This window comes from Coprococcus sp. AF19-8AC, from assembly GCF_003603115.1.
Classification (GTDB): domain Bacteria; phylum Bacillota; class Clostridia; order Lachnospirales; family Lachnospiraceae; genus Coprococcus; species Coprococcus aceti.
This window is the reverse complement of the sequence record NZ_QTMI01000002.1, coordinates 439,206-455,403: the sequence shown is the minus strand read 5'-3', so window position 1 is coordinate 455,403 and position 16,198 is coordinate 439,206. Positions and strand designations below refer to the sequence as shown.

The window sequence follows — 16,198 nt, the reverse complement described above, 5'->3', positions numbered from 1 at the left end:
TCTTTGCCACCCTTTTATATAAGTTAACACCAAAAACACCTTTATATTTTAACAAAAGCAGACAAACCTGTCAATTTTCAGATCTGTCTGCTTCCTGTAAAATATCTATAAATTATGTCTTACCAGTGACGGTAACCAAATACTGTTGCAGCGTTCTTGAAGTAGCTGAGTACCTGCTCTGCACATGTTGCGCTGTCACTGAATATCTTTTCTGCGATGTTATCTATAACAGTGATGAGGAATACTGAGATAACTATAGCAGCGATAACTGCAAATATCTTTGAGTTGTCATTTGTCTCAAGGTTATCGAATAACGCATGAGCTGCGATCACGATTCCGCAAAGGCTTATTCCGAGGAAGAGTATGTATCCAAAGCCTCCGATGATTCCGCTGAGGAAATCAACCTTGTGGAAGAGTGCTGAGATGATCTCAAATATGATTCCTGCAACCATTGCTATTGCCTCATAAAGTGCAAATACACCAACGGCGTTAAGTGCTTTTCCAAATGTGATTCCACCCTTGAATATAATTCCTCCGGCGATAAATACCGCTGCTGTCATGATGACTGCTGCGATTATAGTGAAGAAGAACATGTAGAAGCCCTTTGCTATTGAATCGCCAAAGTCAAATCCCATTATGAGGAATCCGACAGTTACAAATATAAGTGAGAGGATGGCATTTACCCCTGCAAGTATTCCGCCAGGAACCATGTTGTCACTCTGAACCATCTCACCCGCTGTATCTGCAGGGCTCTTGAAAAGACCTATCACATTCTTGAGAAGATCATTTATCATATTGCCCGCTGCTGATGGCTTCTTCGGCTGTGGCTGTGCATAGCCCTGCTGGCCGTACATCTGCTGGTTCATCTGTGGCTGGCCGTAGCCCTGCTGACCATACATCTGCTGGTTCATCTGCTGACCGTAGCCCTGCTGATTGTATGCTCCCTGGTTCATCTGCTGGCCATAACCCTGCTGATTATACATCTGCTGGTTCATCTGCTGACCGTAGCCCTGCTGGTTGTATGCACCCTGCTGGTTCATCTGCTGGCCATAACCCTGCTGATTGTATGCACCCTGCTGGTTCATCTGCTGGCCATAGCCTTGCTGATTGTACACTCCCTGCTGACTCATCTGCGGCTGGCTGTAAGCCGCTGCCTGCTGATCTGCCTGTGGCTGGCTGTTCTCCGCCGCCTGCTGATTTGTCTGTGCCTGATCTGCCACCTGCTGTTCTCCCTGTGGCTGACCAAACTGCTGATCCTGATTCTCGTTCATTCCTGTTACCTCCAATTCCTTTCCCTATGTGAAAATATATCAAAAATATGATACCAAATCCCCCTGGTTTTGTCATCATATCATTGCTCTATAAACTTCTGTGCGATATCGAAGGATCTGACTCAATCCTTATAATATCCATCGAAATAGTTAATCGGGCTGTGGCTGTCATACTTTGCATGATACACAAATGTAGTATAATCAACATATTCCGCTTTCTTCTCCTCATTCTGTCCAATATTGTTGGATCTTACAAGAGCAGAAATCACTATGGATACCGTTAAGCATATCCCGCACACGATACCTATTGCAACATACAAAAATACTATCGAACCCATGTCTTATCCTGCCTTTCCTTCACGTATTCTATAGTGCCATAACTTCTGAATCTGTGAATATCTATCCTTGATCTGTGAAGCTTGTTGATCGCACGCCAGAAGCTCACCAAACTATATATAACTCCAGCCACATACGCGGAAAATACCATAAAGGCTCCACTTGAATCATCCACACCTGCACTTATCCTATACAGATCCGTCATAAGTCCCCCAACAAATACAGATACATATGTACACAGCACAACCATCACTGTCATAAGTATCGCTATGGATGCCCCAACCTTAAATCTGTTGGATGGGACATTTCCCACGACCTTGCCGGTCTGCCCATTCACCGCCACGGTATAGAGTATTCCCTGATAACGAAAAGTCATGAACCACGCTGGCAGCAATGCATACTCGATATCTGTCATCTTTATATCCGTTTTTTCCTCAGTAACCCGGGCGTTTTTCGGAACATCGCTCATCATCTCTTCCTTCACCGCATCATTGCTCTTTCTCTTTGCAACGGCTGCGATCTCGGCAGCTGGTACATCGTACCTGTCCGTGTAAAATCCGGACAGATATTCTGGGGAAAACGTCAAAGCCTTCTCTAAATCATAAGGCTCCAGTCTTGCCGAAATGTGATCATTCAATCTTCTTGTTGCATCACCAGGTACCCTTGGAACTGTACACTCACAATCTCTCATACAATTGTGTGTGACTGTTTTGTCTGCAGTTTTCTGTGCAACTGCTGCTATAGAACCAAAGCATTTTTCATAATTACTAACGCGCTCGCCTTTTTCATTCTCCTGAAATACATACTTGAGCTTTTTTCTAACATGATAAGATGCCAGCCAATATGGTATATATATTCCTCGTATCTTATCAATCTCAAATTTCTTTATCTCATCCGGAACAAACCACCCCTTACAGAACCTGTCACGTATAAGCTGTTCTGCTCTCTTCTGAGAAATTCCAAATGGAATAATAAGGTCCGGCTCCAGTTCATCCTTAACTCTGTCAACCAATATCATCGGCTGCCCACAATACGCACAGAAACTGGAAGTTTCCGTGGATTTCACCATAAGTCTTGCACCACAGGATGTACATTCATATAGATTCATATCCATATACCTTGGTGATTCATCATCCTTTCCAATATTGATCTCATCCAATGTGTATATCGTATCCGTGGCATCAGTTATGTATCTTTTTATTCTGGCAATCTTCTGAATTGCCTTATAGCTTCTCTTATCTACAAGCTCTCCATCCTCATTCCTGGTCATGGCAGAGTTTTCTTCTCCTATGCCTCTGCTGATCACCGAATCACACTGCGTACACTGCAGCTGCCTCGTCTTAGGATTCAGTACCACAACACCGCCGCAGGATGGACATTTTACTGTAAGATTCATTGCATGTTACCCCCATGTCTACCAAACATAAGCCCCATTTGACTAAAACAGTATCATCTAAATTATAAGCTATCAAGTAGTCAAATTACAACTATATGTACCTGTAACGGATGTAAATATTACATAAAACGTCTTATCATCCAAATAAAGCTGTATCATAACCATTCCATCACAATACAGCTTCATAATGTTATCAATTTATCTTATTCACGTCGTCTTTATTGGTATCAGATATTATATAATGCGGCCTGCTCTTTGTCTCCATATATGTCTTGGCGATATATTTGCCCATTATTCCTATGCACAGGAACTGGAGTCCTGATACAAACAGTATGATGCACACAAGTGACGGCCATCCCGCAACAGGGTCTCCCCACACCAGCTTTCTTATGAAGAAGAACAGCATCATGACAAATGCGACAAATGTACAAAATATTCCAAATCCTGAAGCTATACTCATCGGCGCCTCGGAGAAGTTGATTATTCCGTCCAGTGCGTATTTGAAAAGCTTCCAGAAGTTCCACTTCGTCTCGCCCGCAACTCTCTCCACATTCTCGTATTCCAGCCATTTTGTCCTGAACCCGATCCAGCCAAATATTCCCTTGGAGAATCTGTTGTACTCGCACATCGACACGATGGCATCCTTCATCTCTGCCTTCATAAGCCTGAAATCCCTGGCGCCATCCACGACATCGGCGTCGGATATCTTGTTGATGATCTTGTAGAACATCCGCGCAAACCAAGATCTTATCGGCGGCTCGCCCTTTCTGGTGACTCTTCTGGTCGCCACACTGTCATATTCTCCCTGCTCAAGTATACCGAGCATCTCCGGGAGCAGACTCGGCGGATCCTGCATGTCGGCATCCATCACCGCCACGTAATCCCCATCTGCATTGCAGAAGCCCGCATACATTGCAGCCTCCTTACCAAAGTTTCTGGAAAATGACAAATACTTGAAATAATCGTATTCCTCTGAGATCTTTTTCATGGTCTCAAGAGTCTTGTCTGACGAACCGTCATTTACCATAAGAACCTCAAAATCATACTGCCTGAGTTCCTGTCTCACCTTGTCCAGCTCCCCTGCAAATATCGGAAGAGCCTGCTCTTCGTTATAGCATGGAATTATCAAGCTAACTTTTTTCATTTTGTTTCACCTGCTTTAAATTTATAAATTCGTATTCCTGAAAATCTGTATTCTATAATTTTCTTTTTGTACTTTGTTGTCTTTGATATTTCCCCGGTCATCTTACGGATCTTTTTCTCTTCAAATTTTGGATCATTGATGACCGCCACATATATCTCATCGCCGCAGTCCTTCACCAGATCAGCGATGCTGTCTATATCATCCTCGTACACATACCGGCATCTTCCCATCTGGGAAAATACGTTCATTCCCGCGTACACGTTGTTCCATTTGCCATCTCCGTGACACAGTATGATACAGTCCTGTCCCTTCATCTCCTCCAAGGCTGTGCTCCAGTCGCTGTAGCCCCTGTACTGCCAGTCTACACCCTTTACAGCTATACTGCCTGCACATAATGCCAGGCATATGACAGCGGTTACAACTGCACATCTCTTCCTGGTTATTACTGGAACCAGCTTCATCATACACCATATCATAAACACAGCCACTATAGGAAGTGCCGAGTAGATATATCTTGCATTTACAAGCTCGGACCCCTGTATTCCCACAAATGCAAGAACGGCGTCGGCCACGATAACCCCCGCCAATAACAGTGAGCGTGACTCTATCCTTCCTGTTCTGTCCGCATCTATATCTCTCCTGTGTGTACATACTCTGTAGGATAATCCATCATTTTTCCTGACCAAGGATATCCTTATATCCACAAATGAAAGCACTATCCTTGCCACGATGAGCACCAGTGCCACAAGCACAATCAGCGGAAGCAGTCCTGCAAAATACGACCTGTTTATATAACTGATATAATATAAGAATTTGTGACCGGAAAGTCCTATCAGATTATCGGTAGCATAGCTTCCCCTGTAACCAAATATGTGCTTTATCGTCGCGGGAAATACCGCTATTGCCGCACCAAGTCCAGCAACAAGACTAAAGCCATACGCAAACATCTGCTTTACCTTTCGCATATACAGCAGGTATATACATACACACAATCCAAGTCCGGCAACATAGAAGTAGAAATAATAGTGTGTGAGTCCGCCGAACATGACCGCCAGTGCCAGCAATATAAAATACGGCACGGTCATCTTCTTTTTATGTCTCAGTATATATACATGAACCGCCGTCAGCAGCAATACATTCAATGTCTGAAGAAGATACATCCGTATGAGCATACAGTTGCTTATGCCCACCGATGATACGCCCCACAGAGCTGTCGCCATCAGTCCATACCATCTGTTTCCAAGCAGATATGCCGCCACATACAACAGAAGAATATCCACAAATATCAGGAGTATGAGGTTGAGCACTATTCCCGGAACTGCACTGTATCCCGCTCCTTTGAAAAAGTAGCACACCGTATGCAGCAGCATATAATATACCGGCGGGTGGACATCATTTTCCTGATTTCTGTATGCCGCACTGTAGTTGAATGAATCATCGTTATAATTCATATAGTTCTCAAAATATGACCCCGTCACCCACTCATCAAGTGGCGTGTTGTCCTCTCCCGGATGGAGAAAAGTCTTGTCCGTGGAGTTTGCAAGGCCATAGCTGTACACCTCATCGCAAAACAGATACTGTCTCTTAAGCCCGTAGTGGATGCACAGTCCATACTGCAGTAACACCAGCACTATGCATGCGATCCAGAAATACCGATTTGTCCTGATTTCTTTATTTTTCTTTACACTCTCTGTCATAATCTATTCTCCCACTGTCTTTGCCCATATAATAAGAGCAGTTTACCTCCTTTGTATACTTAATTTATTTTAAAATAAAAAACGGACTGCTACATTGTGACCGTATATTATACGTCACTGTAACAATCCGTTTGTTTATGATTATTTTTCTTTATTACTTTTCAAGTATATCATAGATAAGATCCATGACCTTGTCACCAAATGCTGCTGACTCCTTCTGTGCCTCATCGTATGATGAACCCTTTACTCCGTAGTAGAACTTGATCTTTGGCTCAGTTCCTGAAGGTCTTACCGCAAGCCATGCATCGTTCTCAAGCTCATAGTAGAGTACATTTGCATTAGGGAAACCGGTAGGCTTAACCTCACCTGTCTCGATGTTTCTTATATACTCAAGACGATAGTCACGAACTACCTTTGTCTTGTAGCCTGCAACATCCTCAGGTACATTTGCACGGAGGATATTCATGATGTGTCCGATCTTCTTAGATCCCTCAACACCCTTGAGTGTTACGGTCTTGATGTCATCTACATAATATCCGTACTTCTCGTACATATCCATCATTGCATCCCAAAGAGTCTTGCCCTGACCCTTGTAGTAAGCTGCTGCCTCGCAGAGAGCCATAGTTGCAACAACGGCATCCTTGTCTCTTGCGTGGGTTCCGATCAGGCATCCGTAGCTCTCCTCGAATCCGAAGAGGTATGTTCCCTTGCCTGTCTGCTCAAATCTGAGGATCTCACGGCCAATGTTCTTGAAACCTGTGAAACACTCGATGAGATCTGTTCCATAATACTTTGCTATAGCATCTACCATGTTGGTAGTAACGATAGTCTTGATGATTGCTCCGTCTGCTGGAAGGCTGCCATTCTTCTCCTTCATCTGGCTTACCTCATACTCGCAGAGTAAGCTTCCTGACATGTTTCCTGTGAATACCTTGTACTCACCTGTCTTGGAATCCTTGGCGTAGCATCCGAGTCTGTCGGCATCAGGGTCTGTTGCCAGAACAAGATCTGCATCGACCTCCTTTGCCAGCTTGAGTGCCAGTGCAAATGCTTCCTTTGCCTCTGGGTTTGGATACTCAACTGTTGGGAAATCTCCATCCGGAAGCTCCTGCTCAGGAACCACGTACACATTCTCAAATCCAATCTCCTTGAGAATCCTTCTTACAGGGATGTTGCCTGTTCCGTGAAGTGGTGTGTACACGATCTTGATATCCTTGCCATACTTGTCAATTGCATCCTGATTGAGGATGAGCTTCTTGAGCTCGCCCATGTATGCGTCATCAACCTCTGAACCGATAGTTACAAGAAGCCCCTTCTTCTTTGCCTCTACCATGTCCATGGTCTTTGTATCTGCGAAATCTGTGATGGCCTTTACCTCGGCCATGATTCCCTGGTCATGAGGTGGTGTGATCTGTGCGCCATCCTCCCAGTATACCTTATATCCATTGTACTCTGGTGGGTTGTGTGATGCTGTTACATTGATACCAGCTACACAGTCCAGATATCTCACTGCAAATGAGAGCTCAGGTGTCGGTCTAAGTGACTCGAATCTGTAAGCCTTTATACCATTTGCTGCCAGGCAGAGAGCTGCCTCCATAGAGAACTCAGGTGACATTCTTCTTGAATCATAAGCTATTGCCACACCTTTGTCCTGCTTGCCCGCCTTGATGATGTAGTTTGCAAGTCCCTGTGTAGCCTTGCGCACTACATATATGTTCATTCTGTTAGTACCAGCTCCGATGATGCCTCGAAGTCCGGCTGTTCCAAATACAAGATCACAATAGAATCTTTCTTCTATCTCTTTCTCGTCGTCCTTGATCGCTAAGAGCTCATCCTTGGTTTCCTGACCAAACAAAGGATTGTTCACCCACTGCTCATACACGTCCTTGTAATTATAATCGCTCATCATTTTGCCTCCTGTGAAATCTATTGCTTTATGTTACCCATAGAGCATCCTACAAATGGAAAACACACACACGAAAAAACCATCTGTAAAATACATCACAATTCAGTATCACGTGTCTAACTCAATTATTATCCACGCCCCAACATTATACTCTTAATTTGTCAGCTTGTGAAGTCCATAGGTATCGTTAATTTCACTCAAAATTTTGAGCTTTTCTTGGTCATCTTCGATAACTTTTTGGAGTTTTTCCATCAAAACCGGGGATATGTAGCTCTTTCTGGTGTTCATATACCGGTTACTTATCTTCCAGAACTTCTCCGGGAAACTGTACATAAGATATATGAATTCATAATCCTCATGTTCAAGATAATTGATCTGACTGTACGCACTCAGAATGTCCTTCGCCATGGTGATATCATACCTGTTCTTCTCCATGGCTTTGCGGAGAAACTGGTACAGATCCATGAGCTGGTATCCCACATGGAACCGGTCAAAATTTATGGTTGCTATGTATCCATCACAGAACATCACGCTGTGATAATTATACGAGCCGTGACAATAGCCTAGCCATTTGTCGTTGTATGTGAAATTATCCTGAAACAGCGACAGGCACTTCTCTGCCTGGCTGTAAAAATAATCAAATGTCTTTATGTACATCATCTCAAAGTCATTCTTCAGGGTTCTCCTGCTGACAAAATTTCTTATCCTGCGAAGCTCATTTACCTTTCTGTCCAGATTTCCCGGAGTTTTTTTTGTGTATGACGTATTCTCCTCCATGTACAGTTCCCTTCCGGCTCTGTGAAACCACGCCAGATTTATAACTGCTTTCTCAAGATCCCTTATGCTTGATGCATTACACTCCCGCCCTTGGAAATATTCCCTGCACACAAATGGATTTCCATACCTGTCGCAGGTCACCAGCTCGTCTTCGCTGTTGGCCACGACCCGGTCTATATTACAGAAGCCCTTTTCATATATCTTATCCTTGAATTCCTTCTCCTGCTGAAGCCTCTCGTCAGTTCCATTCAGGGATGACACCTGTCTGACCCCCTTGTCCGTCATCAGGATCACAGCACCTCTGCCTCTGCCCGTTCCCTGTACTTCCATATCGTATGCTTCATACACTTCACCCATTTTTTCAGTCAAATAAAAACCCCCTCCTACAACTGTCGCTCACTTTATAGCAATAATAACCTGCTAAATTATTGTATGAGGGGCTGTTAAGATTCATTCTTAAGTTATTATATTTTACCGGATTTTTTTACGACTGTTATCGCATCATCCAATAATTATTTTTTATATGATATGGGAAATACATACTCCTTACATCATTTTGACCTGTTCAATAAGGCATTCCCTGTCGTTCTTCTCCGGGTCTTCTATAACCATATCCAGCAGTTTCTGAAGTATCTCGCCCATCTGAGGTCCCGGCTTTATTCCCAGCTTTATGAGGTCTCCGCCATTTACCTTGAGGTCCTTGATCCTGACGCAGTCAGCATCTGCCACGATCTCTTCATATTTCTTCTCAAGCTCCGCAAGCTGGCTCTGTCTCTCCTCCAGCTTGTAATCGCTCTGAGCAGCCATATCGGCTTTCTTGATCTCGATTATATATGGGAAGAAATCCTTTCCAACCTCTCCGAGAAGCTTCCTGATGGTATTCTTCTTCGGAACGCAGCCCATGCCAAAGTCATGCCATCTCACCAGCTTGCACACGTCCTTGATGGTATTGTTGTCAAACTTCAGTCTTCTGAGAACCGCCTCCGCCAGTGGAACTCCCGCGATCTGGTGGTCGTAAAAGTGATCTGTTCCATTCTCGTCCACAGTGTGTGTTGATGGCTTGCCTATATCGTGGAGAAGTGCCGCCCATCTCATGGTTACATCAGCTCTTATATTCTTAACCGCCTCAATGGAGTGTACACCCACATTGTATCTGTGATACTGGTTGTTCTGTGGCTGCTCCATCATCTTGTCAAATTCAGGAAGGATATATGCAGTGATCCCTGTAACATAGGCCTCGAGCAGCTTGTCCGGGTGATCTGATACAAGGAGCTTTGTGAGCTCCACCCTGATTCTCTCCGCACTTATATCCTTGAGGTACTGTGCCTGGATGATCATGGCCTTTCGGGTATCCCTCTCTATGTCAAATCCAAGCTGTCCCGCAAATCTTATGGCTCTGAGTATCCTAAGTGCATCCTCATCGAATCTGTCCCTTGCCACACCGACAGCTCTTATAACCTTGTCATTCAGATCCTGCACACCGCCAAACATATCTATTATGCCCTTGCTGTGGCTGTACGCCATGGCATTTATGGTGAAGTCTCTTCTCTTCAGATCCTCCTCAAGGCTGGCTGTGAACTCCACCTGATCCGGTCTCCTGTGATCACTGTACTCTCCGTCTATCCTGTACGTCGTGACCTCATAGCCTTCCTTGCCCATCATGACTGTTACGGTTCCATGCTCTATTCCTGTATCTACGGTTCGCCTGAATATCTCCTTGACCTGCTCAGGTCTGGCAGATGTGGTGATATCCCAGTCCCCCGGCTCTCTTCCGAGTATGCTGTCTCTCACGCAGCCGCCGACTATATAGGCCTCATAGCCTGCTGCCTCAAGACCCTCTATAACTTTATTTGCTCCCTCTGGAATGTCTATTCTCATATATCTTCTCTCCGCATCTTTATATCTGTAAAATAATAACTTCTCCAGCAAAATGCTGAAGAAGTTATTATACATGATTATTATCTATATTTTAGTATGCTCTTCCGAAGTATACCATCTTCTTGGCCGGCTTGCCGCAGTGTACACATACATCTGAAAGATGCTCCTGTGCAAATGGCATACATCTTGTGGATGCTCCTGTCTCATCCTTGATAGCATCCTCACAAGCTGTCTCGCCGCACCACATAGCCTTTACAAAGCCCTGCTCGTTGTCGATGATATTCTTGAACTCATCCCAGTTAAGAGCTGCATGTGTATGTGAATCTCTGTGAGCCTTTGCTCTCTCGAACATATCCTTCTGGATAGTCTCAAGAAGCTCTCCAACCTTTGTATCTATCTCATCAAGTGATACTGTGATCTTCTCTCTTGTGTCACGGCGTACCAGAACTGCCTGATTGGCCTCGATATCCTTTGGTCCGATCTCAACTCTGATAGGAATACCTCTCATCTCCTGCTCTGAGAACTTCCAGCCTGGGCTCTTGTCGCTGTCATCGACCTTTACTCTGAATGCTCCAAGCTTCTCACGGAGCTCTGCTGCCTTCTCAAGCACTCCTGCTTTCTTCTGCATGATAGGAATGATCATGACCTGAGTTGGAGCAACCTTTGGAGGAAGTACAAGACCTGAATTGTCTCCGTGAACCATGATGATGGCTCCGATAAGTCTTGTTGTCATACCCCATGACGTCTGATGAACATACTTGAGCTTGTTGTCCTTGTCTGTAAACTGTATTCCAAATGCCTTGGCAAATCCGTCTCCGAAGTTATGGCTTGTTCCTGACTGGAGCGCCTTGCCATCGTGCATAAGTGCCTCTATTGTGTATGTTGCCTCTGCTCCTGCGAACTTCTCCTTCTCTGTCTTCTGTCCACGGATAACAGGCATAGCCAGTACATCCTCACAGAAGTCTGCATACAGATTCAGCATCTGTATTGTTCTTGCCTCAGCCTCCTCGGCTGTTGCATGTGCAGTGTGTCCCTCCTGCCACAGGAACTCTCTTGAACGAAGGAATGGTCTTGTCTCCTTCTCCCAACGCATAACTGAACACCACTGATTATATACCCTTGGCAGATCACGATATGACTGGATATCATTCTTGTAGAAATCACAGAACAGAGTCTCTGATGTAGGTCTTACACACATACGCTCTGTGAGTGGATTGAGTCCGCCATAAGTAACCCATGCTACCTCAGGTGCAAATCCCTCAACGTGATCCTTCTCCTTCTCAAGAAGGCTCTCTGGAATAAGCATAGGCATGTACACATTCTCCACACCTGTAGCCTTGAATCTCTCATCAAGCTGCTTCTGTATAAGCTCCCAGATTGCATATCCTGCGGGCTTGATAGCCATACATCCCTTCACGTTGGTATATGCGATAAGTCCTGCCTTGAGGACAACGTCAGTATACCACTGTGCAAAATCTTCATCCATGGAAGTAATAGCTTCAACCATCTTCTTATCGTTTGCCATCTTATTTATCTCCTTATTCTAAAACATTCTATATCTGCTGCATAGCTGAACTACCTAATTGCATACACTCTTTAATCTACAAAATTTCAGGACGTATGTCAACACGAAACATGCCAACATCCGCCCTGTAAATACCATTTTAACTAAAACTCATCCAGATCCAGAATGGCAAATGCTCCGCCCTCCGGCTCATGCTTGAACACCATGTGTTCCCCTGTTGTCGGATGGTCAAATTCCAATCTGGACGCGTGAAGTCCTATCTCTTTATATTTCTTCTTCGTCTTCTGGAACTTAGGGTTGTACTTCGTGTCACCCCATATTCCGCACTTTCTCTTCGCAAACTGAGCCCTGATCTGATGATGTCTTCCAGTTATGAGTTCAACAAGTATATATGACAGAACTCCCTCGTCCGTATCCATGACATCCAGCACCTCATATTCCAACTCGGAATACTTTGCTCCAGGTGTGTCCTTGTCCACGACCTTTGTCACATTGTCCTTAGTATCGTGAAGAAGATAATCCTTCAAAACTCCCTGGTCATTTGGAAGCTCACCAGTGAGGATCGCCTGATAATACTTCATCATAGAACCATCCTCGCTCTGCTTTGAGAGATTTGCAGCCGCCTCAGGAGTCTTGGCAAATACCATAACTCCGCCTACAGGCCTGTCCAGTCTGTGTATAGGCACAAGATATGGCTCCTCTTTTCTGTTCTCCTTCTCGTATATCCTGAGCTTGAGCATACTCACCATGCTCTCTGAATTGGTCTTGTCTGGCTGAGTTGGCACACCACATGGCTTTACAGCCACGATTATATCATTATCCTCATGTAAAATGTTTAATTTCATTTGTTTTCTCCTCATTCGCCATCTGGGGCTTATTATAATTGTGATAAGAAAGCCTTACGATTACTTCGCCACTTCGTGGCTCTCGTAATCGCACATTCATTCGCATTCCTGCCTATCGGCATACATGCTCATGAATATCTGCCCATCCGATGAACATGCAGCGTTTCATGCAAGCATGAACGCTGCATGTTCGCCGTCTGGGGCTTTCTTATCACATCCTAAACCTATAGCCCACGCCCCACACAGTCTCTATGTACTGTGGATTCGATGTGTCAAATTCAATCTTCTCTCTGATCTTCTTGATATGAACAGTAACCGTGGCTATATCTCCTATGCTGTCCATATTCCATATCTTGCTGAACAGCTCATCCTTGGAAAATACCTTGTTTGGGTTGCTGGCAAGGAAGCACAATATATCAAACTCCTTATTCGTAAATACCTTCTCCTCGTTATCAACATACACTCTTCTGTCCGTCTTGTCTATCTTAAGACCTCTGATCTCGATGACGTCATTCTTGAGTGCCGTTGAACCAACAAGTCTCTCGTATCTGGATATGTGCGCCTTGACTCTTGCCACCAGCTCACTTGGACTGAATGGCTTTGTGACATAGTCGTCAACTCCCAGACCAAGACCTCTGATCTTGTCTATATCATTCTTCTTGGCTGTTACCATGATGATTGGAATATCCTTCTTCTCCCTTATCTGTCGGCATATCTCAAATCCATCCACCTCAGGGAGCATGAGATCCAGAAGGATAAGACTGTATTCCTCATCCAATGCCTTCTCAAGACCCTTAAGTCCATTTGTCTCTATCTCTACCTCGAAATCATTGAGCTCCAGATAATCTCTCTCAAGCTCTGCAATACTAAGCTCATCTTCTATGATCAATATCTTACTCATCTGTATCTCTCCTTTTCTTTAGTGAATTTATGATCTGCAATGATCCTTTTCTCTGACCATCCTTTTTCTGATTGTCTTTTCTCTGATCATCTTTTTTCTGTGTATCCTTTTTTACATTTGCCTGCTGTTCACCGCTGGCGTCAGAAGTATCACCCTCGATCTCCTCAACCTTTGGAATATACTTCTTCAGGGTAAATACTATCGTTGTTCCGACACCAAGCTGGCTTGTTGCATATATGTTGCCGCCGTGCTCCTCAACGATCTTCTTGCATATAGCAAGTCCAAGACCACTTCCGCCTCTTGACTGTCTTGCGCTGTCAGCTCTGTACATTCTGTCAAATATATGAGGCAGGCTCTCTGAATCTATTCCACGGCCATTGTCGCTTATGGATACCTTAACCTCCGCGTCATTGTCATATATGTTGATATCTATCTGTCCATATTCCTTATCGGTATACTTGATAGCATTTGTAATTATGTTGTTGATGACCCTCTTGAGCTGGTCAGGATCAACTATGACCTTCACATCGTCATCACAATAGTTCTTGTATGTGAGCGTCATATTCTTGGAAAGGAGCGTCGTATATACCTCCTCCATACAGTCATCAAAATAATCCTTCACCGATACCCTGTGGAACTCATATGGTATGGCGTTGTTGTTGATATTCGTATACAGTGAAAGCTCATTGATGAGGCTGTCCATCTCATTTGCCTTGCTGTATATCATCTTCAGATATCTCTCCTGCTTCTCAGGGGTATCTGCAACTCCATCCATGATTCCCTCCACATAACCCTTGATGGTCGTGATAGGAGTACGGAGATCGTGTGATATATTGCTTATGAGCTGCCTGTTCTCTTCCTCATATCTCATCTTCGCCTTGGTAAAGTCTGACAGTTTCTGTCTCATATCCTCAAATGACTCACAGAGCTCACCAACCTCATCGACTCTGTTATCGCCAAAGTCTATCTTCTCGTCAAGGTTGCCTGAGCCCATACGCTCTGCTGCCTCCTTGAGCTTGACAAGAGGATTCACAAACTGCTGGTATACAAGGAATGCCACGACACCGCTCAGGAGCATCATCATTAGAACCATCAGTATGGAATAACCCATGATGGTTCCCCTGAACCTCGACATATAATTTCCATAATATGTAAGCATATATATGTCTATCTGACTTCCATCCAGCACATATGATACCTGGTTGCACAGATAGAATGACGGCTGGGTTATGAGATATTCCTGAACCTTTATATCACTGTTATTTCCGGTATCAATCGAATCACCATCTATCGCATTGATATTCGAACTGTTATCATTTCTCTTTAACTGCTCCTTCAGGCTCTCAGAAAAAGGATCAACGGAACTATATATGTACTCTCCATCCTTCTTCACTGCTATATGAGTATTTAATACCGAGCTCTTTTCATCCAGTGCATCTGCATTATCCTGGGTTGTATAGTATGAAGGATTCTTCTTCACCTTGCTTATAACTTCCTCACGCAATGTGGACAGAGATTTGTACACATCATTGACCGGATCGTCCTCCGAATATAAAAGCTGCAGTGAGTGATTTCGGCCATAAGTTCCAGTGATAAAATATCGCCCTATGATAGCCGTACCTATAACCATGGACAGTATCGCTGCTATCCATATAAAAATTATCGCTATCTTAACTTTCTTAGTAATCTTCATTCGTGTTAACTCCCATCTTACTAGCGCTAATTATAGCATTAATCCCTATTGTTAGTGTGTGAAGTTTTTATAAACTCTCTCTCTGTTTTCTTCTAAAAATGCCCTTTTTCTTCATCTTTATCTCCGTTGCCGCAACCTCCTGTCTGGTCTGCTGAAGTTCTCTTATGGTGGCGTCAAGCTTTCTGTATCTCGCTTCCTCCTGATCCTCCTTCTCCTTCATCAGCACATCCATCTGTTTTACCACGTCATCGGACACCGCAGCGGACACTGACTGTGTTATCACCTTAAGGTTGTCCTTTATGGAGTTGCTGATTATCTTGTCCATGATATTCTGGAATTGTGCCATCTTGAAATCAACTATTCTTGAATCATCCCCCACATCGCTGCTCACCCTTATGGTTTCTATGGTCTTCTTCTCTGTATTTTCACTCTCTGCGATAAGCTCCGTCACCGCATCATCCGCATTTTTTTCCTCTGTGCTCTCTCCCTCGTCAAGAAGTTCATACATTCTGTGAACCATATCCTTTATCGCCTTGAGCTGTATCCCCTTATCCTTCAAAGTCTTAACCCTCTGAAGTATCTTTACATCCTTCTCACTGTAGCACCTGTGACCCATGTCATTTCTCTTGATATCGATCTCAAGCTCTTCCTCCCAATACCTAAGCACATGTGACTCAACCTCAACCTTGGCTGCTGCCTCACTTATACTGTAAACTCTCTCTGTCATCGTGTATATCTCCTCCTTGTCTCAGATCAGGTCCTGTCTTAAGTTATTTCCTGTCCTGATACAATTCTAAGGACTTTAATACACAGTCTCAACGCGAATCGT

At 44.1% G+C, this 16,198-nt stretch carries 13 protein-coding genes; all 13 read right to left on the bottom strand.

The window, feature by feature from the left end; all coding sequences use genetic code 11:
• Nucleotides 1-119 precede the first annotated feature (119 nt).
• Nucleotides 120-1,271: a YIP1 family protein gene (locus DWX57_RS06830; RefSeq protein WP_055145904.1), complete on the bottom strand. Its 1,152-nt coding sequence runs from the start codon at nt 1,269-1,271 to the stop codon at nt 120-122.
• Between the two features lie 122 nt (nt 1,272-1,393).
• The gene (locus tag DWX57_RS06825; RefSeq protein ID WP_015534452.1) at nt 1,394-1,609 is read right to left on the bottom strand and encodes a hypothetical protein; all 216 of its coding nucleotides are present in this window, start codon (nt 1,607-1,609) and stop codon (nt 1,394-1,396) included.
• On the bottom strand, nt 1,597-3,003 hold the full coding sequence (locus tag DWX57_RS06820) for a hypothetical protein (protein WP_117549959.1): 1,407 nt from the start codon (nt 3,001-3,003) through the stop codon (nt 1,597-1,599). Before DWX57_RS06820 ends, DWX57_RS06825 begins: the two co-directional genes overlap by 13 nt.
• A 193-nt stretch (nt 3,004-3,196) precedes the next feature.
• Nucleotides 3,197-4,147: a glycosyltransferase family 2 protein gene (locus tag DWX57_RS06815; RefSeq protein WP_120123300.1), complete on the bottom strand. Its 951-nt coding sequence runs from the start codon at nt 4,145-4,147 to the stop codon at nt 3,197-3,199.
• On the bottom strand, nt 4,144-5,844 hold the full coding sequence (locus DWX57_RS06810; protein ID WP_120123298.1) for a hypothetical protein: 1,701 nt from the start codon (nt 5,842-5,844) through the stop codon (nt 4,144-4,146). The genes DWX57_RS06815 and DWX57_RS06810 overlap by 4 nt, the downstream gene beginning before the upstream one ends.
• Nucleotides 5,845-5,998: 154 nt before the next feature.
• Complete coding sequence (locus DWX57_RS06805; protein ID WP_117549954.1) at nt 5,999-7,750, bottom strand: phospho-sugar mutase; 1,752 nt, start codon at nt 7,748-7,750, stop codon at nt 5,999-6,001.
• A gap of 153 nt (nt 7,751-7,903) precedes the next feature.
• On the bottom strand, nt 7,904-8,896 hold the full coding sequence (locus tag DWX57_RS06800) for a hypothetical protein (RefSeq protein ID WP_243104934.1): 993 nt from the start codon (nt 8,894-8,896) through the stop codon (nt 7,904-7,906).
• Nucleotides 8,897-9,073: 177 nt separating this feature from the next.
• Entirely contained in the window at nt 9,074-10,405 is a 1,332-nt protein-coding gene (locus DWX57_RS06795) for a CCA tRNA nucleotidyltransferase (protein ID WP_120123296.1), read from the bottom strand.
• 91 nt (nt 10,406-10,496) lie between these two features.
• On the bottom strand, nt 10,497-11,930 hold the full coding sequence (gene proS, locus DWX57_RS06790; protein WP_120123295.1) for a proline--tRNA ligase: 1,434 nt from the start codon (nt 11,928-11,930) through the stop codon (nt 10,497-10,499).
• Between the two features lie 143 nt (nt 11,931-12,073).
• Nucleotides 12,074-12,775 carry an RluA family pseudouridine synthase gene (locus DWX57_RS06785; RefSeq protein ID WP_022217372.1) on the bottom strand — a complete coding sequence of 234 codons (702 nt, stop codon included), beginning with the start codon at nt 12,773-12,775 and terminating at the stop codon, nt 12,074-12,076.
• A 211-nt stretch (nt 12,776-12,986) separates the two neighbouring features.
• Nucleotides 12,987-13,676: a response regulator transcription factor gene (locus DWX57_RS06780; protein ID WP_022217373.1), complete on the bottom strand. Its 690-nt coding sequence runs from the start codon at nt 13,674-13,676 to the stop codon at nt 12,987-12,989.
• Nucleotides 13,669-15,369, bottom strand: coding sequence for a sensor histidine kinase (locus DWX57_RS06775; RefSeq protein ID WP_120123293.1), 1,701 nt, complete (start codon nt 15,367-15,369; stop codon nt 13,669-13,671). Before DWX57_RS06775 ends, DWX57_RS06780 begins: the two co-directional genes overlap by 8 nt.
• Nucleotides 15,370-15,436: 67 nt before the next feature.
• Nucleotides 15,437-16,096, bottom strand: a complete 660-nt coding sequence (locus DWX57_RS06770) for a helix-turn-helix domain-containing protein (RefSeq protein ID WP_120123291.1) — start codon at nt 16,094-16,096, stop codon at nt 15,437-15,439.
• Nucleotides 16,097-16,198: the final 102 nt, after the last annotated feature.